The 24981-nt window shown below is 64.4% G+C and carries 21 protein-coding genes; 4 read left to right on the top strand and 17 right to left on the bottom strand.

Annotated features, from left to right (window positions below; genetic code table 11):
* Positions 1-98: 98 nt before the first annotated feature.
* From preA to hydA, 3 genes are all read right to left on the bottom strand, one after another.
* Positions 99-1373 (bottom strand): NAD-dependent dihydropyrimidine dehydrogenase subunit PreA, encoded by a 1275-nt coding sequence (gene preA, locus NY023_RS18105; RefSeq protein ID WP_013973314.1) that lies wholly within the window; start codon positions 1371-1373, stop codon positions 99-101.
* Entirely contained in the window at positions 1374-2741 is a 1368-nt protein-coding gene (locus NY023_RS18100; RefSeq protein ID WP_013973313.1) for an NAD(P)-dependent oxidoreductase, read from the bottom strand.
* 214 nt (positions 2742-2955) lie between these two features.
* Positions 2956-4395 (bottom strand): dihydropyrimidinase, encoded by a 1440-nt coding sequence (gene hydA, locus NY023_RS18095; RefSeq protein ID WP_013973312.1) that lies wholly within the window; start codon positions 4393-4395, stop codon positions 2956-2958.
* Between the two features lie 341 nt (positions 4396-4736).
* Between hydA and NY023_RS18090 the strand changes: the two genes are divergently transcribed.
* Both NY023_RS18090 and NY023_RS18085 read left to right on the top strand, forming a co-directional pair.
* The gene (locus tag NY023_RS18090) at positions 4737-6227 is read left to right on the top strand and encodes an NCS1 family nucleobase:cation symporter-1 (RefSeq protein WP_013973311.1); all 1491 of its coding nucleotides are present in this window, start codon (positions 4737-4739) and stop codon (positions 6225-6227) included.
* Between the two features lie 137 nt (positions 6228-6364).
* Positions 6365-7648 (top strand): Zn-dependent hydrolase, encoded by a 1284-nt coding sequence (locus NY023_RS18085; RefSeq protein WP_044047128.1) that lies wholly within the window; start codon positions 6365-6367, stop codon positions 7646-7648.
* A gap of 42 nt (positions 7649-7690) precedes the next feature.
* On the opposite strand, the gene NY023_RS18080 is transcribed toward NY023_RS18085, so the two are convergent.
* From NY023_RS18080 to nhaB, 4 genes are all read right to left on the bottom strand, one after another.
* Complete coding sequence (locus tag NY023_RS18080) at positions 7691-8650, bottom strand: ribonuclease Z (RefSeq protein WP_013973309.1); 960 nt, start codon at positions 8648-8650, stop codon at positions 7691-7693.
* Between the two features lie 177 nt (positions 8651-8827).
* Complete coding sequence (locus NY023_RS18075; protein WP_013973308.1) at positions 8828-9373, bottom strand: lipocalin family protein; 546 nt, start codon at positions 9371-9373, stop codon at positions 8828-8830.
* A gap of 80 nt (positions 9374-9453) precedes the next feature.
* Complete coding sequence (locus NY023_RS18070) at positions 9454-10068, bottom strand: dihydrofolate reductase family protein (RefSeq protein ID WP_024087388.1); 615 nt, start codon at positions 10066-10068, stop codon at positions 9454-9456.
* A 201-nt stretch (positions 10069-10269) separates the two neighbouring features.
* Complete coding sequence (gene nhaB, locus NY023_RS18065) at positions 10270-11772, bottom strand: sodium/proton antiporter NhaB (protein WP_013973306.1); 1503 nt, start codon at positions 11770-11772, stop codon at positions 10270-10272.
* A gap of 150 nt (positions 11773-11922) precedes the next feature.
* Between nhaB and NY023_RS18060 the strand changes: the two genes are divergently transcribed.
* Both NY023_RS18060 and nudC read left to right on the top strand, forming a co-directional pair.
* Positions 11923-12735, top strand: coding sequence for a crotonase/enoyl-CoA hydratase family protein (locus tag NY023_RS18060; protein ID WP_013973305.1), 813 nt, complete (start codon positions 11923-11925; stop codon positions 12733-12735).
* Between the two features lie 36 nt (positions 12736-12771).
* Complete coding sequence (gene nudC, locus NY023_RS18055; protein ID WP_013973304.1) at positions 12772-13602, top strand: NAD(+) diphosphatase; 831 nt, start codon at positions 12772-12774, stop codon at positions 13600-13602.
* A 130-nt stretch (positions 13603-13732) separates the two neighbouring features.
* Here nudC and NY023_RS18050 read toward each other — a convergent pair whose 3' ends face one another.
* From NY023_RS18050 to NY023_RS18005, 10 genes are all read right to left on the bottom strand, one after another.
* The gene (locus tag NY023_RS18050) at positions 13733-14512 is read right to left on the bottom strand and encodes a TSUP family transporter (protein ID WP_013973303.1); all 780 of its coding nucleotides are present in this window, start codon (positions 14510-14512) and stop codon (positions 13733-13735) included.
* Between the two features lie 201 nt (positions 14513-14713).
* Positions 14714-15544 (bottom strand): alpha/beta fold hydrolase, encoded by an 831-nt coding sequence (locus tag NY023_RS18045; RefSeq protein WP_013973302.1) that lies wholly within the window; start codon positions 15542-15544, stop codon positions 14714-14716.
* A 203-nt stretch (positions 15545-15747) separates the two neighbouring features.
* The gene (locus tag NY023_RS18040) at positions 15748-17037 is read right to left on the bottom strand and encodes an NAD(P)/FAD-dependent oxidoreductase (protein WP_013973301.1); all 1290 of its coding nucleotides are present in this window, start codon (positions 17035-17037) and stop codon (positions 15748-15750) included.
* 233 nt (positions 17038-17270) lie between these two features.
* The gene (locus NY023_RS18035; protein ID WP_013973300.1) at positions 17271-19214 is read right to left on the bottom strand and encodes a DNA topoisomerase III; all 1944 of its coding nucleotides are present in this window, start codon (positions 19212-19214) and stop codon (positions 17271-17273) included.
* A gap of 200 nt (positions 19215-19414) precedes the next feature.
* Positions 19415-19843 carry a GNAT family N-acetyltransferase gene (locus NY023_RS18030; RefSeq protein WP_003258855.1) on the bottom strand — a complete coding sequence of 143 codons (429 nt, stop codon included), beginning with the start codon at positions 19841-19843 and terminating at the stop codon, positions 19415-19417.
* The gene (locus NY023_RS18025) at positions 19836-21002 is read right to left on the bottom strand and encodes a cupin domain-containing protein (protein WP_013973298.1); all 1167 of its coding nucleotides are present in this window, start codon (positions 21000-21002) and stop codon (positions 19836-19838) included. Before NY023_RS18025 ends, NY023_RS18030 begins: the two co-directional genes overlap by 8 nt.
* 81 nt (positions 21003-21083) lie before the next feature.
* Positions 21084-22454 carry an adenylosuccinate lyase gene (gene purB, locus NY023_RS18020; protein WP_013973297.1) on the bottom strand — a complete coding sequence of 457 codons (1371 nt, stop codon included), beginning with the start codon at positions 22452-22454 and terminating at the stop codon, positions 21084-21086.
* Positions 22455-22691: 237 nt separating this feature from the next.
* Positions 22692-23318 carry a high frequency lysogenization protein HflD gene (gene hflD / locus NY023_RS18015; protein ID WP_015270973.1) on the bottom strand — a complete coding sequence of 209 codons (627 nt, stop codon included), beginning with the start codon at positions 23316-23318 and terminating at the stop codon, positions 22692-22694.
* Positions 23315-24439: a tRNA 2-thiouridine(34) synthase MnmA gene (gene mnmA, locus NY023_RS18010; protein WP_013973295.1), complete on the bottom strand. Its 1125-nt coding sequence runs from the start codon at positions 24437-24439 to the stop codon at positions 23315-23317. Before mnmA ends, hflD begins: the two co-directional genes overlap by 4 nt.
* A 60-nt stretch (positions 24440-24499) precedes the next feature.
* Complete coding sequence (locus NY023_RS18005; RefSeq protein ID WP_023662388.1) at positions 24500-24940, bottom strand: NUDIX hydrolase; 441 nt, start codon at positions 24938-24940, stop codon at positions 24500-24502.
* Positions 24941-24981 lie beyond the last annotated feature (41 nt).

Here is a 24981-nt window from a genome sequence, read left to right as displayed (position 1 = left end):
TGCGAAGCTGAAATCCCGGGGCCGCTTCGCGCCCCTTTCGCGACACAAGGCCGCTCCCACAAAAAGGACCGCGTCAGTCGGTGGGGTAGAAGACTGCCTCAACTGGCCTCGCGGTAGGGGTTACGCGGGTCCTGCGTCCAGTTCAGGTACGGCTTGCCGGTATCCTGAGCCACCATCTCGATGCAGTTCTCCACCGGGCAGGTGATCTGGCACAGGTTGCAGCCCACGCATTCCTCCTCGATCACGCTGTAGGCATGCGTGCCATCTGCATTCAGCGTACTGGCAATCGCCTGGTGCGAAGTATCCTCGCAGGCAATGTGGCAGCGCCCGCAGCCAATGCATGCTTGCTGGTCGATGTGCGCCACCGACTTGTAGTTCATGTCCAGGTACTTCCAGTCGGTGGTATGCCCCACCGCCTGGCCGCGGAACGCCTCGATATTGCGGTGCCCGTGCTGGTCCATCCAGCGCGCCAGGCCGTCCTTCATGTCCTCGACGATGCGGAAACCGTGCAGCATCGCTGCCGTGCACACCTGTACAGCGCCACTGCCCAGGGCCATGAACTCGGCTGCGTCACGCCAACTGCCGATGCCGCCAATGCCACAGATGGGCAAGCCGCGCGTTTGCGGGTCGCGGGCGATTTCCGCCACCATGTTCAGGGCAATCGGTTTCACCGCCGAACCGCAGTAGCCGCCATGGGTGCTCTGGTCGCCAACGATGGGGTGGGCGACCATGCGATCGAGGTCGACGCTGGTGATCGAGTTGATGGTATTGATCAGCGACACTGCATCGGCCCCACCACGGTGCGCGGCGCGCGCCGACTGGCGGATGTCGGTGATGTTCGGCGTGAGTTTGACGATCACCGGCAGCGAGCAGTACGTCTTGCACCAGCGGGTGACCATCTCCACGTACTCCGGCACCTGGCCGACCGCAGCACCCATGCCGCGCTCCGGCATGCCGTGCGGGCAGCCGAAGTTCAGTTCGATGCCATCGGCCCCGGTGGCCTCCACCAGCGGCAGGATGAACTTCCACGAGTCTTCCACGCACGGCACCATCAGCGACACGATCAGCGCGCGGTCGGGCCAGTCCTTCTTCACCTGGGTGATTTCGCGCAGGTTGATGTCCAGCGAGCGGTCGGTGATCAGCTCGATGTTGTTGATGCCTTGCACCTGGCGGTTGGGGCCGTAATGCGCCGAGTAGCGCGACGACACGTTGACTGCCGCCGGGTCTTCGCCCAGGGTTTTCCACACTACGCCACCCCAGCCGGCCTCGAAGGCGCGGACCACGTTGTAGGCCTTGTCGGTTGGCGGTGCGGAGGCCAGCCAGAAGGGGTTGGGTGCCTTGATGCCGGCAAATTCGATGGACAGGTCGGCCATTTACGCAGCCTCCACGTTGAGCATGAGTTGGGCATGGATGGCTTCGGCGGCCAGCTTGCCGTGTTGCACGGCCTGGACGGTAAGGTCCTGGCCCAGGGCGGTGCAGTCACCGCCGGCATAGACGCCCGGCAGGCTGGTCTGCATCGTTTCGTCGACGCGGATGCGCTCGCCGTCGCGCGCCAGTTGTGCGGCTACCGGGTCGCCGAGGCTGGTGTCGTCGAAGCGTTGGCCGATGGCCTTGAAGATGGCATCGGCAGCCAGTTCGAAGGTTTCGCCGGTGTCGCGCAGGCGGCCGTCTGCCAGCTCGGTGCGGGCAAAGCGCATACCGCGCACCTTGCCGCTGTCGTCCAGCAACACGGCATCGGGGCGGGCCCAGGTATGCAGGCGCACCTGGTTGGCCTTGGCGATGTCCTGCTCGTGGCTGGTGGCGACCATGTCTGCATGGCCACGGCGGTACACCAGGTTGACGTCGCGGGCACCCAGGCGGCTCATCTGCACGGCTATGTCGATCGCGGTGTTGCCGGCGCCGATCACCAGGCAGCGGTCGGCCAGGGGCAACTGGCTCAGGTCGTCGGCCTGGCGCAGTTCGCGGATGTAGGCGGTGGCGGCGAGCAGGCCGGGTGCTTCTTCATCAGGCAGGCCGAGCTGGCGCACGGCATTCAGGCCCAGGCCGAGGAACACTGCGTCGTACTGATCGCGCAGTTCGCCCAGGCCGAGGTTGCTGCCCAGGCGCTGGCCATGGCGGATCTCGATGCCGCCGATGCCGAGCAGGAATTCCACTTCACGCTGGGCATAGTCGTCCACCAGCTTGTAGCGGGCGATGCCGTACTCGTTGAGGCCACCGGCCTTGTCGCTGGCCTCGAACACCACCACATCATGCCCGTGCATGGCCAGGCGGTGGGCACACGACAGCCCGGCAGGGCCGGCACCGACCACGGCGATGCGTTTGCCGGTGGCCGGCGAGCGCTGGAACGGGTGCTCGGTGAAGTGGGCGTTGTCCAGAGCATAGCGCTGCAGCTGGCCGATCAGCACCGGTGCGCATTCCTGCGCGTTGTTGCGCACGCAGGCTTGCTGGCAAAGGATTTCGGTGGGGCAGACGCGGGCGCAACTGCCGCCGAGGATGTTGGCCGAGAGGATGCGCTCGGCGGCGCCTTGCAGGTTTTCGTCGCTGATGCGGTGGATGAACGACGGGATGTCGATGTCACTGGGGCAAGCGTTGACGCAGGGGGCGTCATAGCAATACAGGCAGCGTGCGCTTTCGACGGCGGCCTGGCGGGCGGTGAGGGGTGGGGCCAGGTCGCTGAAGCGCTCGGCCAGCTGGTCGGCGCCGGCCCGTGGGCGCGGCAAGTGGTTCAGGGCGTCGATCACGGTTGTAGCCTCTCTTTTTATATGGGGCTTGGAATGGGGGCGCGGTGCGCCCCAATCGCCGGCAAGCCAGCTCCCACAGGTACAGTGTTGTCCTTGAGAGCAGTGCCATCCCTGTAAGAGCTGGTTCCTTCAGGAGAGCCACGTCCTTGAGAGCAGCACTATTCCTGTGGGAGCTGGCTTGCCTGCGATGGGCTGCGCAGCAGCCCCAATGGCTTCAGCGCTGGACGGGCGTCGGCCGCTGCACTTCGGCCCTGCGCCCCAGCACTTCATACACCGACGGATACGCCGGCCGTTCCACATACCGCCCCGCGCCTTTTTCCGCGCGCAGGTCGCCATCGGCCCAGAGCACTTTGCCCTGGCTGATGGTATGGCTGGGGATGCCGCGCACGGTACGGCCTTCGAAGATGTTGAAGTCCACCTGCTGGTGGTGGGTCTTGGCCGAGATGGTGCGCGTGCCTTGCGGGTCCCACAGCACCAGGTCGGCGTCGGCACCAACACGAATGGCACCCTTGCGCGGGAACAGGTTGAAGATTTTCGCGGTGTTGGTGGAGGTCAGCGCAACGAACTCATGCATCGAGAGGCGCCCGCTGTTGACCCCTGCATCCCACAGCACTGCCATGCGGTCCTCGATGCCGGCAGTGCCGTTGGGGATACGGCTGAAATCGTCGCGCCCCATGGCTTTCTGCTCGGCGCAGAAGCAGCAGTGGTCGGTGGCGGTGGTGTGCAGGTTGCCCGATTGCAGCCCACGCCACAGCGCCTCCTGGTGTTCACGCGGACGGAACGGGGGACTCATCACGTAGCCTGCGGCGGTGGCCCAGTCAGGGTCACGGTAGACGCTGTCATCCAGCAGCAGATGGCCGGGCAGGACTTCGCCGTAGACCGGCTGGCCCTTGCCTCTGGCATAGGCGATTTCATCCAGCGCTTCGCGGCTGGAAACGTGCACCAGATACAGTGGTGTGCCCAGCGTCTCGGCAATGCGGATGGCTCGGCTGGCCGCTTCACCCTCGACCTGGGATGGGCGTGACAGCGGGTGGGCTTCCGGCCCGGTCAGGCCCTGGGCCAGCAGTTTTTTTTGCAGGTGGTACACCAACTCGCCGTTCTCGGCATGCACGGTGGGTACTGCACCCAGTTGCAGGCAGCGCTCGAAGCTGGCCACCAGGGTGTCGTCTGCGGCCATGATCGCATTCTTGTAGGCCATGAAGTGCTTGAAGCTGTTCACCCCATGTTTGGCCACCAGTTCGCCCATCTCTTCGGCTACCTGCTCGCTCCACCAGGTGATGGCGACATGGAAGCCGTAGTCGCTGGCGCTTTTCTGCGCCCAGCCGCGCCAGGTGTGAAAGGCCTCAAGCAACGACTGCTGCGGGTTGGGGATGACGAAGTCGATGATCGAGGTGGTGCCACCGGCCAGGCCCGCGGCGGTGCCGCTGAAGAAATCCTCGCTGGCCACCGTGCCCATGAACGGCAGCTGCATGTGGGTGTGCGGGTCGATGCCGCCGGGCATCAGGTACTGGCCACTGCCGTCGAGGATCTGGCAGTCGGTGGGCGGTTCGAGGTTTTGCCCAATGGCACGGATCAGGCCATCGGCACACAGGACATCAGCGGGGTAACTCTCTTCGTGGGTGACCACGGTGGCGCCACGGATCAACAGGGACATGCCGTTTTCCTCGCAGGCTGACCGGTCTGGGCCGGTTCTTGGAGTTTTCTTCATGCAGGGCGGGCAGGGCGGTTAATCCTGTCAGGCCTGACAAGATTCGAGGCTAGATGCTGATCCGCGATTCGGCAAGAAAATTTTCCCATTAATTTTGGGGTTTTTAAGTAATTGAAATTAAAGGGTTAATTTAATTATTGGCGCTGGCTGCGTAGCTTTCTGATGCGTTGACTTACTTGACAAGATGAAAATCTGGTCGAGATTTTCAAGCACATGAACCGTGAGTACTCCGGCCATCGCATCAGCCCGATGGGCAACAACTAGAAGAAAATCTGGAGAGAGCCCCCATGCAGCAGAGCAGATCGGAAGTGGTCGAGCGCGATGGCCTGTTCGAGCTGTCCGAAGGTAGCGATGTCCTCGACAGCCCGCGCTACAACCACGACATCGCCCCGACCAAGGTGCACCAGCGCACCTGGAACAAATGGCACATCACCGCCCTGTGGGTGGGCATGTCCATCTGCGTGCCCACCTACACCCTCGGTGGCGTGCTGACCGCCTACTTCGGCCTCAGCGTGGGCGAGGCCTTGCTGGCTATTCTGCTGGCCAACCTGATCGTGCTGATCCCGCTCACCCTCAACGCCTTCCCTGGCACCAAGTATGGCATTCCGTTCCCGGTGCTGCTGCGTTCGTCGTTCGGCATACTCGGCTCAAACGTGCCATGCCTGATCCGGGCGGTGGTCGCCTGTGGCTGGTTCGGCATCCAGACCATGTTCGGTGGCCTGGCCATCCACCTGTTCCTTGGCTCGGTGTTCGACGGCTGGAAGGCCCTGGGCGGCACCGGCGAGGTGATCGGCTTCATGATCTTCTGGTGCCTGAACCTGTGGGTGGTGCTGCGTGGCGCCGAGTCGATCAAGTGGCTCGAAACGCTGTCGGCACCGCTGCTGGTGGCGGTCGGCGTCGGCCTGCTGTTCTGGGCCTTGCCGCACATGTCGATGACCGAACTGCTGGCCCAGCCGCCCAAGCGCCCGGAAGGGGCGAACATGCTCGGCTACTTCTGCGCCGGGCTTACCGCCATGGTCGGCTTCTGGGCCACGCTATCGCTGAACATCCCCGACTTCAGCCGCTACGCCCGCAGCCAGAAGGACCAGATTCTCGGGCAGATCTTCGGCTTGCCGCTGACCATGTTCCTGTTCGCCTCGCTGGGCGTGGTGCTGACTGCTGCCTCGGCATCGCTGGTTGGCGAGACCGTGTCCGACCCGGTCAGCCTGATCGGCAAGATCCACAGCCCGTTCTGGGTGGCCCTGGCCATGGCGCTGATCGTGATCGCCACGCTGTCGACCAATACTGCAGCGAATATCGTGTCGCCGACCAACGACTTCCAGAACATTGCCCCACGCCTGATCGGGCGCAGCCGCGCGGTGTGGTTGACCGGTTTCATCGGCCTGGCGCTGATGGGCCATGAGTTGCTGAAGAAGCTGGGCTGGATCGTTTCCGACCTGAGCCTGGAGAGCGTGTACTCCAACTGGCTGCTGGGGTATTCGAGCCTGCTGGGGCCGATCGCCGGGATCATGGTGGTGGACTACTTCCTGATCCGCCGGCAGGAGCTGGACCTGGCCGGGCTGTACCGTGACGACGTGTACCCGGCATGGAACTGGGCCGGTTTTGCCGCCTTTGCGTTGCCGGTGGCGCTGACCGTCATGGCGATTGGCAACAGCAGTTTCAGCTGGTTCTACGACTACGGTTGGTTCACCGGTTCGCTGCTGGGTGGGGCGCTGTATTACCTCTTGGCCCGCGTGGTCGCGCGCAGCCCGGCTCGGGTGGTCAAGCCTTTGCCGTGAGACCGCGCCGGCTTCTTCGCGGGTAAACCCGCTCCCACAGGTACAGCGCAGGTCCTGAGGCCAACGCTGTACCTGTGGGAGCGGGTTTACCCGCGAAGAGGCCGGCACAGACAACAAAAATGCCTGAGGAAAATCCCATGACCCCAGCCCAACAAGTACTGCAATCCACCCAGCACCACATCGACAGCACCCGCCTGTGGCAGTCCCTGATGGACCTGGCCCGCCTCGGTGCTACCGCCAAGGGTGGCGTGTGCCGCCTGGCCCTGACCGACCTCGACCGTCAGGCCCGCGACCTGTTCGTGCAGTGGTGCGAGGCCGCCGGTTGCACGGTCACCATCGACGCCGTCGGCAACATCTTCGCCCGTCGCCCTGGGCGTAACCCCAAGCTGCCCCCGGTGATGACCGGCAGCCATATCGACACCCAGCCCACCGGTGGCAAGTTCGACGGTTGCTTCGGGGTGATGGCCGGGCTGGAGGTAATTCGTACCCTCAACGATCTCGGCGTGGAAACCGAAGCACCGCTGGAAGTGGTGGTGTGGACCAACGAGGAAGGCTCGCGCTTTGCGCCGTGCATGATGGGCTCCGGGGTGTTCGCCGGCAAGTTCACCCTGGAGGAAACCCTGGCCAAGCGCGACGCCCAGGGTGTCAGCGTTGGTGAGGCGTTGAACGCCATCGGCTACGCCGCCCCGCGTGCTGTATCAGGCCACCCGGTGGGGGCCTATTTCGAAGCGCATATCGAGCAAGGCCCGATCCTCGAAGATCAGGGCAAGACCATCGGCGTGGTGCTGGGCGCGCTGGGCCAGAAGTGGTTCGACCTGACCCTGCGCGGTGTCGAGGCCCACGCCGGCCCTACGCCCATGCACCTGCGCAAGGACGCCCTGGTCGGCGCGGCGGCAGTGGTGGAGGCAGTCAACCGCACCGCCCTCGGCCACCAGCCCCATGCCTGTGGGACGGTGGGGTGCCTGCAGGCCTACCCGGGCTCGCGCAACGTGATCCCCGGCGAAGTGCGCATGACCCTGGATTTCCGCCACCTGGAGGGTGAGCAGCTGAATGCGATGATTGCCGATGTGCGTGCGGTGATCGAGGCGACCTGTGCCAGGCATGGCCTCAGCCACGAACTGGTACCCACAGCCGATTTCCCGGCGTTGTACTTCGACCAAGGGTGTGTCGATGCCGTGCGCGAATCGGCGCAGGCGCTGGGCCTGCCGCACATGGACATCGTCAGCGGCGCGGGGCACGACGCGATCTTCCTGGCCGAACTGGGGCCGGCGGGGATGATTTTCGTTCCGTGCGAGAACGGTATCAGCCATAACGAGATCGAGAACGCCACGCCCGAGGACCTGGCTGCGGGCTGCGCGGTGTTGCTGCGCGCGATGCTGGCGGCGTCGGAGGCGATTGCCCGTGGGCGGTTGGCGGCATAGTGGAGCGGCGGGTTGTGGCGAGCACCTGCGAATCTCCACAATTCATCCCGCGGGCTCAAGACAGCCATCGCGCCCGATGTGATAGCGCTGCAGGTCCTGCGCCAGGGTCAGCTGCCCGCTGTAGTGGGCGAGGGCTTCGTCGCGCACGTTGTCGATGCTCGGGCTGCGCCGTGGGTCGTGCTGGTAGCGGGCGCTGAAATGCGTCAGCACCAAATTGCGCACGCCCGCAGTTTCGGCAAAGCGCGCCACCGCAGCTGCGGTGCTGTGGCCGAAGGTGACCCCCGTGCGCTCGACCACCGCCTGGGTGAACGTGGCTTCGTGCACCAGCACGTCCGCGCCCCTGGCGACGTCGGCCAACAGCTCGGGGTTGTCGTTGTCGCCGCACACGATCACCCGCCGCGGCGGGCGCGAAGGGCGCAGGTAATCCTTGCCGTGCAGCCGCCGCCCGCCATGCTGCACCGTCAAACCCTTGGCCAGCTCGCCCCACAGCGGGCCGCGGGGGATACCTTCGGCTTCCAGGCGCGGGATGTTCAGTCGCGGTTCGGGGTTGAGCTCGGTGAACACGAAGCCGACGCTCGGCACCCGGTGCGACAACTGCACGCTGGTCACTTCCAGGGCATCACTGCGCCATTCCACCAGCTCTTCCACGGCCAGCAGGCGCAGTTCGAACGGCAGGAAGGTATCGCTGGCCACCAGCCCCTGGCGCACCCAGTCGTGCAGGGCGGCGGGCAGGACAAGGTCCAGCGGCTGGGTGCGCCCGCTCATGCCGGCGCTGGCCAGCAGGCCCGGTAGGCCGAAGCAATGGTCGCCGTGCACGTGGGTGATGAAGATGGCGCGCAAGTCGCGGATCGACAGCGGCGTGTGCAGCAACCGGTGCTGGGTGCCTTCGCCACAGTCGACCAGGTACCAGTGGCTGCCACTGGCCTCGATCACTGCGGTACCGCTCACATTGCGTGCCTTGGTCGGCACGCCGGCGGAGGTGCCCAGGAACAGCAAATCCATGGTCTGGCTCCTTGTTTCAGCCCAGCAGTAACGTCTCCACCAGCGGGCCGATGGGTGTCGGGCGGATGCAAGGTGCTGGTGGCGGCGTGGTACTCAACGGGCTCGTTCCTTCGAGGTAGTAAGGGCGCACACCTTAGCCGGATTGCCGCATGTCGTCGATGGCCTGCCAGGCCTTGCCTACTCGGCCTGCCGCCAGATGAGCTTGCTGGTGTCATAGCCTTGCTCCCGGGCGATCGTCAGCAGTTGCTCGCGCATCTGGTCCGTGACTGCAGGCGTGCGTGAAAGCAGCCACAGGTATTCGCGGTTCGGGTGGCCGACCAAGGCTACGCGGTAGTCCTGGTCGTGGTACAGCACCCAGTACTCGCCCTTGGTAAGGCCGGGCGCGAGGCGGCTGAACCAGTTGTCGAAGCGCACCCAGAGCTTGTCGGTGCTGCCCGGTTGCTGGGCTTCGGCGATGCCCTTGGCCTGGTTCCACTGGCCGTCCTTTTCCTGGCAGCGGTTGGTCACGTCGAGGCGACCATCCTCTCGCAGGCCATACTGCGCCTCGGACTGCACGCAGTTGCGCTGGAAGAACATCGGCAGCCGGGCGAGTTCGTACCAGGTGCCCTGGTAACGTTGCAGGTCGACCTGCTGGGTACGCGGCGGTGCCGGGTGATCGTTGCCGGCGCAGCCGAGCAGGGCCAAGGTCATGCAGGAAAGCAGCAACGTGGTGCGTAGCGCCATGGTGAACCTCCTTGATACGGACGGGGCTTACTTGGGTTTCGATGCGAGCGAGAGGCAAAAGTTGTACAGGATTATGCCTTTCAGAACGAACCGGTCTGCACTTCGCCTGCACGCACGTAACGGGCGATGAGCACGCCCGTGGGCGAAACCTGCGAATGCTGCAGTGTGAAGGCCGCCGCTGCCGCATCGTCGCCGAAAAGGCGCTTGCCGTGGCCGAGCAGCAACGGGTGGATCAGCAGTTGCAGTTCATCGACCAGGCCCGCCGCCAGCAGTTGCTGCACCAGATCGCTGCTGCCCTGGGTCAGCAGGTTGGCGCCGTCCTTCTGTTTCAGCGCGTGGACCGCTGCGGTGATGTCTGCGCCCAGTGCATGGCTGTTGTGCCAGTCGAGGGTTGCGGGGGTGTGGGTGGCCACGTGCTTGGGCACGCTGTTGAACAGGTTGGCGATGGAGAAGTCTTCCGAGCTGCCTTTTACCTTTGGCCAGTAGCCGGCGAAGATGTCGTAGGTGCGCCGGCCCAACAGCAGTTCGAAGGGCTGGCTGAACAGGGCTTGCATGGCTTGGCCGAAGATTTCCTCGGCGTAGGGTACGATCCAGCCGCCGTAGGTGAAGCCGCCGCTGGTGTCTTCCTGCGGACCACCGGGGGCCTGCATGACACCGTCGAGGCTGATGAAGGCGGCTACGATGAGTTTGCGCATGGGGACTCTCCTGTGTGCAGCCGGGGTGGCTGGGGGCATGGGATAGTCGAATGGCAGGCAGCAGAATCGACAGGGCTGTTTGAGTGGTCTGCACTGGTCCTTTCGCGGGTAAACCCGCTCCCACATGATCACCACAGTTTCGAAGGCTGTGCAGTACCTGTGGGAGCGGGTTCACCCGCGAAGAGGCCGGCGCAGGCTACCTCAAAGCCAGTAGGTCACCGCCCACCACCCCAGCCCACCCATCACTACGGTATAGGGCAAGGCCATCCACACCATTCGCCCATACGACAGCCGGATCAGCGGCGCAATCGCCGAAGTCAGCAGGAACAGGAACGCCGCCTGCCCATTCGGCGTTGCCACGCTCGGCAGGTTGGTGCCGGTGTTGATCGCCACCGCCAGCGTCTCGAAATGCTCGCGGCTCATGCTGCCATTGAGGAACGCCTGCTTCACCTCGGTGATGTAGATGGTGGCAACGAACACGTTGTCGCTGATCGCCGACAGCAGGCCGTTGGCCAGGTACAGCATGCCCGGTTGCTGCTCGGCCGGAAGCGCCAGCACCCAGGCAATCAACGGGCTGAACAGTTGCTGCTGATGAATCACTGCCACCACGGCGAAGAACACCACCAGCAAAGCGGTGAACGGCATGGCGTCCTGGAAGGCACGGCCCAGGCGATGTTCGTCGGTAATGCCTGTGAATGCCGTGATCAGCACGATCACCATCAGGCCGATCAGGCCGACCTCGGCAACGTGCAGCCCCAGGCAGAAGATCAGGATCAATGCAGCGAACCCTTGCACCCACAGCGCGATGCGCTGGGCAGTCGTGCGTGCAGCATCGTCCTCGGCGGCATAGGCGGCCAACACCTGGCGCACTGGCTCGGGCATCAGCGTGCCATAGCCGAACAGGCGCAGCTTCTCCAGCAGCACGCAGGTCAGCAGGCCGGCGCCCAGCACCGGGAGCGACACCGGTGCCACCTTCAGGAAGAAATCGGCAAAGTGCCAGCCCATTTCGTGGCCGATCAGCAGGTTCTGCGGTTCGCCCACCAGCGTGCACACGCCGCCCAGGGCGGTGCCCACCGCACCATGCATCAGCAGGCTGCGCAGGAATGCGCGGAACTGGTCGAGGTCTTCACGGTGCAACTGTGCGACCTGCTGGTCGCTGTCCAGCGCACTGTCTTCGCGCGGATTGGCCCCGGAGGCGACGCGGTGGTACACCGCATAGAAACCGACCGCGGCGCTGATGATCACGGCGGTCACGGTCAGTGCATCGAGAAACGCCGAGAGGAATGCCGACAGCACGCAGAACAGCAACGCCAGGGTCGCCTTCGAACGCACCCCCAGCAGGATGCGCGAGAACAGGAACAGCAGCAGTTCCTTCATGAAGTGGATGCCCGCGACCATGAACATCAGCAGCAGGATCACCGGGAAGTTGTGCTGCAACTCTTCGTACAGGGCTTGCGGGGTAGTCATCTGCAACAGCAGGGCTTCGACCAGCAGCAGGCCGCCAGGCATCAGCGGGTAGCACTTCAGGGCCATGCCCAGGGTGAAGATGAATTCGAGCACCAGTGCCCAGCCGGCAGCGACCGGGCCGACGGTCACCAGCAGCAGCGGGTTGAGCACCAGGAACAGGCAGATGACTGCCTTGTACCAAAGCGGCGACTGGCCCAGAAAGCTGTGGGCGAGGGCGCCGGTCAGGGAGCGCGACATGAATTTGTATCCTTATGATTCGGCGATGGCGCACGGTGCCGGATCAGCGCGTCTTAGGCAAGGCGTAAAGTCCCGTTTTTGGCACAAGTGCGGTCATCGGGCTGGGTTAACATCCGGGCCATGAACCCTTTATCCGCAGGAGTGCCGCCCGTGACCGAGTACAGCGCATTCAAGGTCGAACTGACCAACAGCATCGCCCACGTTCAGATCAACCGCCCGGACAAGCGCAATGCGATGAACGCGGCCTTCTGGGAGGAGATCATCGACATCTTCCAGTGGGTCGACGACACCGACGCGGTGCGGGCGGTTGTGATCAGCGGTGCCGGCAAGCATTTTTCCGCCGGTATCGACCTGATGATGCTGGCTTCGCTGGCCGGGCAGATGGGCAAGGACGTGGGGCGTAACGCGCGCTTCCTGCGCAGCACCATCTTGCGCCTGCAGGCGTCGTTCAATGCCGTGGACAAATGCCGCAAGCCGGTACTGGCCGCGGTGCAGGGTTACTGCATTGGCGGCGCCATCGACCTCATCTCGGCTTGCGACATGCGCTACTGCAGCAGCGACGCGCAGTTCTCGATCAAGGAAATCGACATGGGCATGGCCGCCGATGTCGGCACACTGCAACGTTTGCCTCGTATCATCGGTGACGGCATGATGCGTGAGCTGGCTTTCACCGGGCGCAATGTCGAGGCAGAAGAGGCGCTGCGCATCGGCCTGGTCAACCGGGTTTATGATGATCAGGCCGCGCTGATGGACGGGGTCTTTGCCATCGCTGGCGAGATTGCCGCAAAATCGCCGATCGCCGTGGCCGGCACCAAGGAAATGCTCAGCTACATGCGTGACCATCGCATCGATGATGGCCTGGAGTACATCGCCACCTGGAACGCCGCGATGCTGCAGTCCGAAGACCTGCGCGTGGCGGTGGCGGCGCACATGAGCAAACAGAAACCGACGTTCGCCGACTGATCAGGCCGGGGGACGCGAAGTAAGGGAACCCCCGACATGTCAGCACGCTGGACTACCGCAGTACTCGACCCGCAGATCACCGGGGGGCTGGCCGTGGCCCGCAGCCCGGAAGGGTTCCTGGTGGACGACAACGGCGCGCTGTTCCCTCGCGACTGGCTCAAGCGCCAGGACCTCGACGTACTGTGCGAGCACGGCATCGGCCACTTCGACGGCCAGCCGGTGTTCCTGCTGGAGCTGCGCAGCGCCACCGATGTGCCCGGCTGCTCCTGGCGCGGCCTTCGCGCGTTCATGCTCGAAGGTGACTCCGACACATACAAGGTGCTGGGCTATGCCGCGCAGATCGGCACCTGGGCCCGCGAGCACCGATTCTGCGGCAGCTGTGGCCAGGCGATGACGCAAATTCGCTGGGAACGGGCAATGTACTGCCAGCCGTGCGATCTGCGCAGCTACCCGCGCATTTCGCCAAGCATGATCGTGCTGGTGACCCGTGGCGACGAAATCCTGCTGGCGCGTTCGCCACGCTTCGTCACCGGGGTGTACAGCACACTGGCAGGCTTTGCCGAGCCGGGCGAGTCGGCCGAGGACTGCCTGGTGCGCGAAGTGCGTGAAGAAGTGGCGGTGGAGGTGCAGAACATCCAGTACATCGGCAGCCAGTGCTGGCCGTTCCCCCACTCGATGATGCTGGGCTTTCACGCCGAATACGCTGGCGGCGAGATCGTCATGCAGCCGGACGAGATCGAGGACGCCAAGTGGTTCAGCGTTCACGACCTGCCGCCGCTGCCGGCCGGGCGGTCCATCGCCCGGTATCTGATCGACCTGTATGTTGCACGGCGGCTGGGCTGTGATATCCCTGCTTTCCCGTCCTAGCTGCAGTGAGAAATGTTCTCCGACTAGGCGCAGGGCGCAGGCAATGGTCATTCCATTGCCAAGTCCTGCAACGACGGCGGAGGACATTTCTCGCGCAGATAGGGCGGGAAAGCAGGGGTATCACAGCCTATCAGGCTTGGCCGAACCAGTGCTGCCACGCTAGGCGCACGGTCAATGCCAGCACCACGGTGATGAACACCGGGCGGATGAACTTGCTGCCGCCACTGATCGCCGTGCGTGCGCCGAAGAAGGCGCCAACCATCACCGACAGGCCCATGCACAGGCCGACGATGTAGTCCACCTGCCCGGAAATGATGAACACCGTCAGCGCTGCGATGTTGCTGACGAAGTTCATGCTGCGCGCCACGCCGCTGGCACGGACCAGGTCGATGGGGTAGAGCAGCAGGGTGCTAACCGTCCAGAACGCCCCGGTACCCGGGCCGGCCACGCCGTCATAGAAGCCCAGGGTAAAGCCTTGCGGTACTTGCCACTTTTTCCTGATCGGCGCATCGGCATCCAGCGGCGCCTTGGGCGTGCCGCCGAACAGCAGGTAGACGCCACAGGCGAAGACGATCACCGGCAACATCTTGTTCAGCCATTCGGCCGGCATGTAGTGGGCGATCACTGCACCCAGCAAAGCACCGACCAAAGTGGCGAACAATGCCGGGCGCCATTGCGCCGGGTGGAACAGCTTGCGCCTGTAGTAGGTGAAGCCGGCGGTGGCCGAGCCGAAGGTAGAGCTGAGCTTGTTGGTGCCCAGTACCAGGTGCGGCGGCATGCCCGCGGTGAGTAGCGCCGGGGTGGTGAGCAGGCCGCCACCGCCGGCGATGGCATCGATGAAACCGGCGACGAAGGCGACCAGGGCCAGGATCAGCAGGGTGAGGGGTTCTACGGTGAGTTCGAAGGGCATGGGGTTTTGGCAGGCAGGGAGGCAGGGGGCGGCAAAGGGCCGCACTAGAAGGGTGACATGGTAATCCTGGGGGGAGGTGTGTTGCCAGTGCCGGCCCTTTCGCGGTCATGCCTGCTCCCAAGGTTACCTGCACATTTCAAGACTTGTGCAGTACCTGCGGGAGCGGGCGCGCCCGCGAAAGGGCCGGTACAGGCCATCACATCAGCTACGGATAAACGCCAGCAAATCCGCATTGATCACATCGGCATGGGTAGTCGGCATGCCGTGCGGGTAGCCCTTGTAGGTCTTCAGTGTGCCGTTGGGCAGCAACTTCGCCGACAGTACCCCGGAATTTTCATACGGTACGATCTGGTCATCGTCGCCGTGCATCACCAGCACCGGCTGGGTGATGCCCTTCAGGTCTTCGGTGAAGTCAGTCTGGGAAAACGCCACGATGCCATCGTAATGGGCCTTGGCGCTGCCAATCATGCCTTGGCGCCACCAGTTGCCGATGACGCCTTCGCTGCCTTCTGCACCGGGGCGGTTGTAGCCGTAGAACGGTCCGGCCGGCACATCGCGGTAGAACTGCGCACGGTTGCTGGCGACCTGGGCCTGAAAACCGTCGAACACCGATTTGGGCAGGCCACCAGGATTGCCGGGCGTCTGCACCATCAATGGCGGTACGGCGGCGATCAGCACGGCCTTGACCACCTTGTCTTCAGGGTGCCGGGCCATGTAGCGCACCACTTCACCGCCACCGGTCGAGTGGCCGACATGCACGGCGCCCTGGATGCCCAGGTGAGCGACGACCGCCGCCACATCGTCGGCGTAATGGTCCATGTCGTGGCCGTCCCATACCTGGCTGGAGCGGCCATGGCCGCGGCGGTCGTGGGCAACCACGCGGTAACCATGGGCGAGGAAGAACAGCAACTGGGCATCCCAGTCGTCGGCGCTGAGAGGCCAGCCGTGATGGAAGTGGATAATCGGTGCATCGCGCGGGCCCCAGTCCTTGTAGAAGATCTGTACGCCGTCCTTTGTAGTTACATAGCTCATGGTCGGGTCTCCTGTGTACAGGAAGCGAAGGGAGCTATTGAGAATAGGAGGGATTTGGCTTGGCACTGGAGATTATGGGTGCGGATTTGCACGGTCCCCTGTGGGAGCGGGCGAGCCCGCGAACACCGGCGAAGCCGGTGCCATCCATCGCGACGCCTGTTTCGCGGGCATGCCCGCTCCCACAGGGGAGTTGTGTCAACTAATCAGACGCGGTCGCGCATCCGGTACCAGGCCTTGGCCGCAGCCTCCAGCGGCGCCGCCAGCAGGTCGCCGCCGGGGAAGCGGCCGTTGTCGATGCCTTGGTACAGCGCCAGCAGGTCGTCGTCGCCAAGAATGGCATCGCTTACCGCCCGCGCCGCCGCCAGTGTAGGTAGCACGCCATGGCCCGAGAACCCCTGCAGCCAGTAGCGCTGGCCCTCGCGACCGACATCCGGGGTGCGCTGGATGCTGCAGTCGATATGGCCGCCCCAGGCATAGTCGATGGCTACCCCGGCCAGCTGCGGAAATACCCGCTCCAGGTAGGGGCGGGTAGCGCTGGCGACATCTTCGGGAATACCGCCCAGATAGGTGCAGCCGCCGCCGAACAGCAGGCGATGGTCCGGGGTGAGGCGGAAATAGTCGGGCACGAACTGGTTGTCGATCACGCAACTGTTGTGCGGCAGTAGCGACTGGGCGAAGTCGGCATCCAGCGGTGCGGTGGCTACCTGATAGGAGCCAACCGGCAATAGGCGGCGCGACAGATTGCGGTCGAGGCGGTCGATGTAGGCGTTGCAGGCCAGCACCAGCACTTGGCAGCGTACTTCGCCGCGGTCGGTACGGGCCACATAGCCATCGCCGGCTTTCTGGTAGTTGAGCACCTGGCTCTGTTCGTAGATCCGCCCGCCAGCCGCCTCGATGGTGCTGGCCAGGCCCTGGGCCAGCTTCAGCGGGTTGAGGTGGGCGCCTTTGGCGTCGTATAGCGCGGCCTGGTAGCGCGGGCTGTCGATCCACTGCGGCAGCTCGTCGCGGCCGATCAGGCGCAGGGCGTCGTAGCCCCATTTGTGTTCGGCCTCATGCAGGGCTTCTTCCAGCATCTTTACCCGGCGCGGCAGTACGGCGGTCCACAGGCTGCCCAGCCGGTAGTCGATGTCGAAGCCGTGGCGCTCGGGCAGTTCGCGCATTTCATCGGCGGCCCAGCACATGCTGGCCCACAGGCGTTGGGTGCGTTCGGTGCCCAAAGCCTTTTCCAGCGGCGGCATGTCGCACGACCAGCCGAGCAGTGCCTGGCCGCCGTTGCGGCCGGACGCGGCCCAGGCCACGCGGCTGGCTTCCAGCAGCGTTACACGCTTGCCGGCCTGGGTCAGGCGCAAGGCGGTGTGCAGACCGCTGAAGCCGGCGCCGATGATCAGGACCTCGGTGTCGTGGCTGCCTTGCAGGGTAGGGTGCAGGGGAATGCTGGCGGGGTAGGTCTGGGCGTAGTAGCTGGCGACGTGCTGGGCGGATTGTTTGAACATGCAGGGGTCTCATGAAAATTCTTGTGTTTATTTTCATGAAAACTTAGCAGGTAAATTTCATGGCGCCAATGCATTGGCCGGGTTTGTGGCTTACCTCGGGTTGTTGTTTTCCTGTCCAGGCCCTTTCGCGGGTAAACCCGCTCCCACAGAGTCATCAACGGTCTCGAGGTCGGCGCTGTAACTGTGGGAGCGGGTCTACCCGCGAAGGGGCCTGACCTGAGAGTGCAAAATTTTCAGGTTGTCGCCTTTTTTCGAGGCTGTCTTGGCTTGCCTGCGGCCGCTTTGCCTTTCCCGCCACCCCTCCGCTTTTTCTTCCACGGCGGCGCAGCCCCGGCTGCCGGCCCGCTGATGGTCATGCGCATGCCGCTGCACCGTTCGACCAGCTTGCCCATCCATGCCGACTGCCGGGCGACGAACTCTTCCAGCGTCATCTCGCCACTCTGCACCATGTCCAGCGCCTGCTCCCAGATAGCTGTGGTACCAGGGTCGGCAATGGCGCGAGGTACGGCGTCGATCAGGCTGAAGGCCGCAGGGGTGGCGGATAGCGCCTTGCCGTTCTTCACCAGGTAGCCGCGGTCAAGCAGGCCCTGGATGATGCTGGCGCGGGTGGCTTCGGTGCCGATACCGGTGGTTTCCTTGAGCTTCTGCTTCAGCCGCGGGTCGTCCACCAGCTTGGCCACGTTCTTCATTGCCTTGATCAGGTCGCCTTCGGTAAACGGCTTGGGCGGCTGGGTCCACAGGTCTTTCAATTGCAGGCCCTGCACCGTGCAGTCCTGGCCTTCGCGCAGCGCCGGCAGCACCTGGGCCGGTGGTGCCTCGCGGCCCTTGGCCGGGGTCAGCGCCTCGGGCAGAGCACGGCGCCAGCCTGGTTCGACGATCTGCTTGCCTACGGCACGCAGGGCATGGCCGGCGCAGTCGAAGTCGGCCTGGGTGCGGTCGTACTCATGGTTGGGCAGGAACTGCGCCAGGTAGCGGGCGCGGATCAGGGTGTACACCGCCTTGTGCTTGGCTGGCAGGCGCGACGGGTCGCTGGCAGCGGCGGTGGGGATGATGCCGTGGTGGGCGCTGACCTTGGCGTCGTTCCACGCCCGTGAGCGGCGTTGCGGCTCCAGATAGGGCTGCAGCGGCGCCAGGCTGGCATCGGAACGTTGCAGGGCGGCGAGGATGGCTGGCGCTTCGGCGTGCTGGCTTTGCGGCAGGTAGCCGCAGTCGCTGCGCGGGTAGGTGATCAGCTTGTGGGTTTCGTACAGGGCCTGGGCGATGTCGAGGGTTTCCTGGGCGCCGAGGCCGAACTTTTTCGAGCACAGCTCCTGCAGGGTGCCAAGGTCGAAGGGCAGGGGTGCCGCTTCACGCACGCGTTCGGTGGTCACCTTCACGGCCCGGGCAGTACCCGCATTGCCGATGTCGACGGCAGCCTGCTGCGCCAGGGCCTGGTTCAGGCAGCGGCCCTGGTCGTCGCAGGCGTCATCGGGGGCGCGCCACTGGGCGTTGAAGCCAAAGCCTGCGTGTTCGAGCTGCACGTCGATGGCCCAGAACGGTACCGGCACAAAGTCGGCGATGCCGCGGTCTCGGTCGACCACCAGGCGCAAGGTGGGCGTTTGCACCCGGCCCACCGGCAGCACGCCCTGATACCCCGACTGGCGGCCCAGCAGGGTGAACAGCCGGCTCATGTTCATGCCGATCAGCCAGTCTGCGCGCGAACGGCCCAGCGCCGAGTGGTACAGGTTGAAGGTTTCGTGGCCCGGCAGCAGCCGCGCCAGGGCCTTGCGAATGGAGGCGTCGTCCAGTGCCGACAGCCACAGGCGCTGCACCGGGCCGCGGTAGCGGCAATGCTCGACCAGTTCGCGGGCGATCATTTCGCCTTCGCGGTCGGCGTCGGTGGCGATCACCAGTTCGCGTGCTTCGCCGAGCAGGCGCTTGACTGCCTTGAACTGGCTGGCGGTCTTGGGCTTGACCAGCATTTTCCACTTTTCCGGGATGATCGGCAGGTCGGCCAGGTTCCAGCGCTTGTAGCGTTCGTCGTAGCTGTCGGGCGGGGCGGTTTCCAGCAGGTGGCCGATGCACCAGGTCACGCAGACGTCGGTGCCTTGCCAGCAGCCATCGCCCTTGCGGTTGGCGCCGAGCACTTTGGCGATGTCTTTTGCCTGGGAGGGTTTTTCGCAGAGGAACAGGCGCATGGCCGGGGACGCTTCATCGGGGGTGATGGGCGATAGGATGCGCAAGCGAGGGCGCGGAGGCAAGTTTTATCTGGATGGATGTACAGGTTTTTTGTCAGAGGGGATGTCTTGGCTGTGCCGGCCTCTTCGCGGGTGAACCCGCTCCCACAGGCTCCCCACAATCTTCAGAATTTGTGGGGGGCCTGTGCGAAGGTCGTGGATCAGGCGCGCGAGTCGCGCACCATGTCCACGTGCGGGATGCCGGCTTCGAGGAACTCTTCGCTGACTACGCGAAAGCCCAGCCGCTCGTAGAACGGCGTGGCGTGCACCTGGGCGCTGAGCATCTGCTGTTTAAGGTCGCGGTTCTGTGCTTCGACAATCACCGCGTTCATCAGCGCGTCACCCACCTTCAGCCCGCGCCAGTCCTTCAGCACCGAGACCCGGCCAATGGTGCCGTCAGGCAGCAGGCGCGCGGTGCCGATCGGGTAGTCGCCTTCCAGGGCCAGGAAGTGCGCGGCGGTCGGGTCATCCGAATCCCACTCCAGTTCTGGTGGAACGTGCTGTTCGGCAATGAACACCGCTTCGCGGATGCGGCGGATGTCGGCGTTGTCCTTGTGCCAGTCGGCGAGGCGCACACGAATCTTATTCATTGGCGAATCCCAGGCTTCCTTGTTTGACCAGCTGCTGTACCAGCATAAGGCCATCTTCATCCTGCAGCCATTCGCCCAGGTTGTCGATGTGCAGGGCGTCGGCCGCGCAAACCAGCTTCAGCAGCTCGCGCAGTTTGCCCGGCAGCGGGCAGCTGCGGCCGCTGGCGAACAGCAGCAGGTCTTCTTCGAACTCCGACCAGGCCAGGCGCGCGCTCGGGTTGCGGATCAGGATGGCGCCTTGTTCCAGGGCATCGATCAGTTCTTCCTCGGACAGCTCTTCACCGACGATCTGCTCGGGGTAGCGTGGCTCGGTCATGAACTGGCCGAACCAGGTCAGCAGCAGGTCCTTGTCGCCCATGTGCTTGTCGAGCAGCGCCTTGAGGCGGTCGAGGGCATCGTGCTGGATCTGGTGCGGGTCACTGACCGGCTGGGCGTCGGCGTCGCTGTAGCGTTCTTCATCGGGCAGGAACTGGCCGAGGAAATCGGTGAAGTGGGTCAGCACTTCGGCGGCGCTTGGCGCGCGGAAGCCTACCGAGTAGGTCAGGCAGTCGTCCACGGCCACGCCGTAGTGGGCCAGGCGTGGTGGCAGGTAGAGCATGTCGCCCGGCTCCAGGGTCCACTCATCGCTCTGCTCGAAGTCGGCGAGGATGCGCAGGTCGGCGTGCTCCAGCAGCGAGCTGTCGCTGCTGCACATCTGGCCGATTTTCCAGTTGCGCTGGCCGTGGCCCTGCAGCAGGAACACGTCGTAGTTGTCGAAGTGCGGGCCGACGCTGCCACCAGGGGCGGCGAAGCTGATCATCACGTCATCGATGCGCCAGCTGGGCAGGAAGCGGAAGTTTTCCAGCAGTTCGGCTACTTCCGGGACGAACTGGTCCACGGCCTGCACGAGCAGGGTCCAGTCCTTCTCCGGCAGCTCGGCGAAGGTATCTTCGGTGAACGGGCCGCGGCGCAGCTCCCACGGGTGCGCGCCGTGCTCGAGCACGATACGCGACTCTACTTCCTCTTCCAGGGCCAGGCCGGCCAGCTCGTCGGGGTCGATCGGGCTGATGAAGTCCGGGAATGCCTGGCGCACCAGCAGCGGCTTCTTCTGCCAGTAGTCGCGCATGAATTCGCGGGCCGAGATGCCGCCGAGCAGCTGCAGTGGAGTATCAGGATTCATGTTCAACCTATTGAAAAAATGTAATTTTCGTCCGGGAATAAAAACGCCCGGCCAGGCCGGGCGTTGAACGCGACGGTCAGCTTAGATGCGTTTGGCCTGTGCTGCCGCGTTGCCGATGTAGGTAGCAGGGGTCAGCTGCTTGAGCTCGGCCTTGGCTTCGGCTGGCATGTCCAGGCCGTCGATGAAGGTCAGCAGCGCTTCCGGGGTGATGCCCTTGCCACGGGTCAGCTCCTTGAGCTTCTCGTAGGGGTTTTCGATGTTGAAGCGGCGCATCACGGTCTGGATCGGCTCGGCCAGCACTTCCCAGCAGGCGTCCAGGTCGGCGGCGATGCGGGCTTCGTTGACTTCCAGCTTGCCGATGCCTTTCAGGCTGGCTTCGTAGGCGATGACGCTGTGGGCAAAGCCCACGCCCAGGTTGCGCAGCACGGTGGAGTCGGTCAGGTCACGCTGCCAGCGCGAGATCGGCAGCTTGCTGGCCAGGTGCTGGAACAGCGCGTTGGCGATACCCAGGTTGCCTTCGGAGTTTTCGAAGTCGATCGGGTTGACCTTGTGCGGCATGGTCGACGAGCCGATTTCACCGGCAACGGTCTTCTGCTTGAAGTAGCCCAGCGAGATGTAGCCCCACACATCGCGGTCGAAGTCGATCAGGATGGTGTTGAAGCGGGCGATGGCGTCGAACAGCTCGGCGATGTAGTCGTGCGGCTCGATCTGGGTGGTGTACGGGTTGAACTGCAGGCCCAGCTCGTCTTCGATGAAGGCGCGGGCGTTCTGCTCCCAGTCGATCTGCGAGTAGGCCGACAGGTGGGCGTTGTAGTTGCCCACGGCGCCGTTGATCTTGCCCAGCAACGGCACGGCGGCAACCTGGGCGATCTGGCGCTCCAGGCGGTACACAACGTTGGCCAGTTCTTTACCCAGGGTGGTCGGCGAAGCCGGCTGGCCGTGGGTGCGCGACAGCATGGGCACGTCGGCGTGGGCGTGAGCCAGGGCGCGGATGGCGTCGGCGATCTGGCGCATCAGCGGCAGCAGCACTTCGTCACGGCCGGCGCGCAGCATCAGGGCGTGGGACAGGTTGTTGATGTCCTCGCTGGTGCAGGCGAAGTGGATGAACTCGCTGACCTTGGCCAGCTCAGGCAGCTTGGCGGCCTGCTCCTTGAGGAGGTATTCGATCGCCTTGACGTCGTGGTTGGTGGTGCGCTCGATTTCCTTGACGCGTTCGGCGTGCTCGAGCTTGAAGTCGGTGGCCAGGCTGTCCAGCAGGGCGTTGGCTTCGGCGGAGAACGCCGGCACTTCGCCGATCTGCGGGTGGGCGGCCAGGCGCTGCAGCCAGCGCACTTCGACCAGGGCGCGGAAACGGATCAGGCCGAATTCGCTGAAAATGGGGCGCAAGGCCTGGGTTTTGCCGGCATAACGGCCGTCTACAGGGGAAACCGCAGTGAGCGAAGAGAGCTGCATGGGGTGTTCTCGGACAGTCAGGCTTTTGGAAGGGCGCATATCATACATGAATTTCGCGCCCGAGTCGGGTGGCTGACCAAAGGTCGGGCCATAAATCAGCTGTGGCATTGTGCATTGCCTGTTCTGGCCCTATCACCAGCAAGCCAGCTCCCGCTGGTAATGCACCGGTCTTGAGCACAGTGCATATCCTGCGGGAGCTGGCTTGCCGGCGATGAGGCCGGAACTGTCAAACCCCTGTCAGGAGGGGCTGCGCATCATGTCGTACAGTTCGTTCAACAGCTTGCGCCGGCTGAATACCAGCTGCCAGCGGTGCCCGCCCAGCTGGCGCCACAGGCGTGCGGCGCGGATGCCGGCCAGCAGCAGGGCGCGGATCTTCGAGGCGTTGCTGGCCTGCTGCAGGAAGCGCATGTCGCCATGCACCTGGATGCGCTGGCGCAAGGTGCTCAGGGTGTCCTGGTACAAGGCTCCGCTGGAAGCGATGACGTTTTCATGAACCAGGCCAAAATGCTCGGCCTGGGACTGGATTTGCGGCAGGCGGTTGCCGATGGTGTCGAGCAGGTCGCCGCGCTTGTTCAACTGGCGTTCAAGGCCCAGCATCGACAGGGCGTAGCGCAGTGGCTCGCGCTGCAGGCTGCTGGGGTCGCGCTCCAGCGCACCGACCAGCGCGCGATAGCCGTCGCGCAGGTTCAGGTCGTCACCGCCGAAAACTTCCAGGGTGTCCTTGGGGTCACGGACCAGCAGGCTGCCCAGCATGCAGCCGATGTTGGCCTCGCTGGCCTGGCCGGTGCGGGCGATGCGGTCGACCAGTACGGCGGCCTGGAACACACCGCCCAACGCAATCAGCTGCTCCTGCAGGTTGCTCATGCACGCGGGCTCCACGGCTCGGCAGCTTCGATCACGCCGCCGCCCAGGCACACTTCGCCGTCGTAGAACACCACCGACTGGCCCGGGGTGACGGCGCGTTGCGGTTCGTCGAACACTGCGCGGTAGCCGCTGTCGGTCAGCTCCAGGGTGCACTGCTGGTCGCTTTGGCGGTAACGCACCTTGGCGGTGAGCTGGCGCGGGTTGCTGAGATCGACCGGGTTGACCCAGAAAATTTCCGAAGCGAGCAGGGCGCGGGAGAACAACCACGGGTGTTCATTACCCTGGCCGACCACCAGCACGTTGCGGGTCAGGTCCTTGTGCAGCACGTACCACGGCTCGTCACCGGCGTCCTTCAGGCCGCCAATGCCCAGGCCCTGGCGCTGGCCGATGGTGTGGTACATCAGGCCGTGGTGGCGGCCGATCACTTCACCGTCGGTGGTCTCGATGTTGCCCGGCTGGGCCGGCAGGTATTGCTTGAGGAAGTCGCTGAAGCGACGCTCGCCGATGAAGCAGATGCCGGTGGAATCCTTTTTCTTGGCGGTGGCCAGGCCGTGCTTTTCGGCAATGGCGCGTACTTCGGGCTTTTCCAGCTCGCCAACCGGGAACAGGGTACGTGCGATTTCCTTGCCGCCGACGGCGTGCAGGAAGTAGCTCTGGTCCTTGTTCGGGTCCAGGCCCTTGAGCAGTTCGGTGAGCCCGCCGGTGTCGCGGCGGCGCACGTAGTGGCCGGTGGCGATCAGGTCGGCACCCAGCGACAGGGCGTAGTCGAGGAACGCCTTGAACTTGATTTCGCGGTTGCAGAGGATGTCCGGGTTGGGCGTGCGGCCGGCCTTGTACTCTTCGAGGAAGTGCTCGAACACGTTGTCCCAGTATTCGGCGGCGAAGTTGGCGGTGTGCAGCTTGATGCCGATGCGGTCGCACACGGCCTGGGCGTCGGCCAGGTCTTCACGGGCGGTGCAGTATTCGGTGCCGTCGTCTTCTTCCCAGTTCTTCATGAACAGCCCTTCCACCTGGTAGCCCTGCTCCATGAGCAGAAGGGCGGAGACGGAAGAGTCCACGCCGCCGGACATGCCGACGATGACGCGGGTCTTGGCGGGGTCTTTGAGTGCTGGGCTGGTCATGGGTACCGGTGTGTATCAAAGGGGGAAAAACGCCAATTCTATCAAACCTGCGGCGGCGCGTCAGTCGCGCAGCAGGTCGAGGCTGTGCAAGGGGCCTTTGAGGTAATCGTCGAGACAGCGTGGCACCAGTTCGCTGCGCCAGCGGGCAGGGTCGGCCAGCAGTTCGTCGCGGGTCAGCCACACGGCGCGGACGATGTCGCTGTCCAGTGCCAGGTCGGCGTGATGGCGCACGGGGCGGGCGGCGAAGCAGACGCGCTGGTAGGTCACGCCGTTGCTTGGGGCGGTGTACAGGTAGATGCCGACCACGCCGGTGAGCTCGACTTCCCAGGCGGTTTCTTCGAGGGTTTCGCGCAGGGCGGCCTGGGGCAGGGTCTCGTTGGGTTCGAGGTGGCCGGCGGGCTGGTTGAAGACGTGCTGGTTGGCTTTGAACTCTTCGACGAAAAGGAACTTGCCTTCGTGTTCGACGATGGTGGCGACGGTGATGTGGGGTTGCCAGGTCATGAACAGCTCCTTAGAGGCCTGCACAGCCCTTGTGGGAGCGG

Origin of the sequence: Pseudomonas sp. NBB (assembly GCF_032701105.1) — a bacterium.
GTDB classification, from domain to species: domain Bacteria; phylum Pseudomonadota; class Gammaproteobacteria; order Pseudomonadales; family Pseudomonadaceae; genus Aquipseudomonas; species Aquipseudomonas asiatica.
The sequence above is the reverse complement of the archived record's forward strand: the minus strand, read 5'-3'. Positions and strand labels throughout refer to the sequence as shown.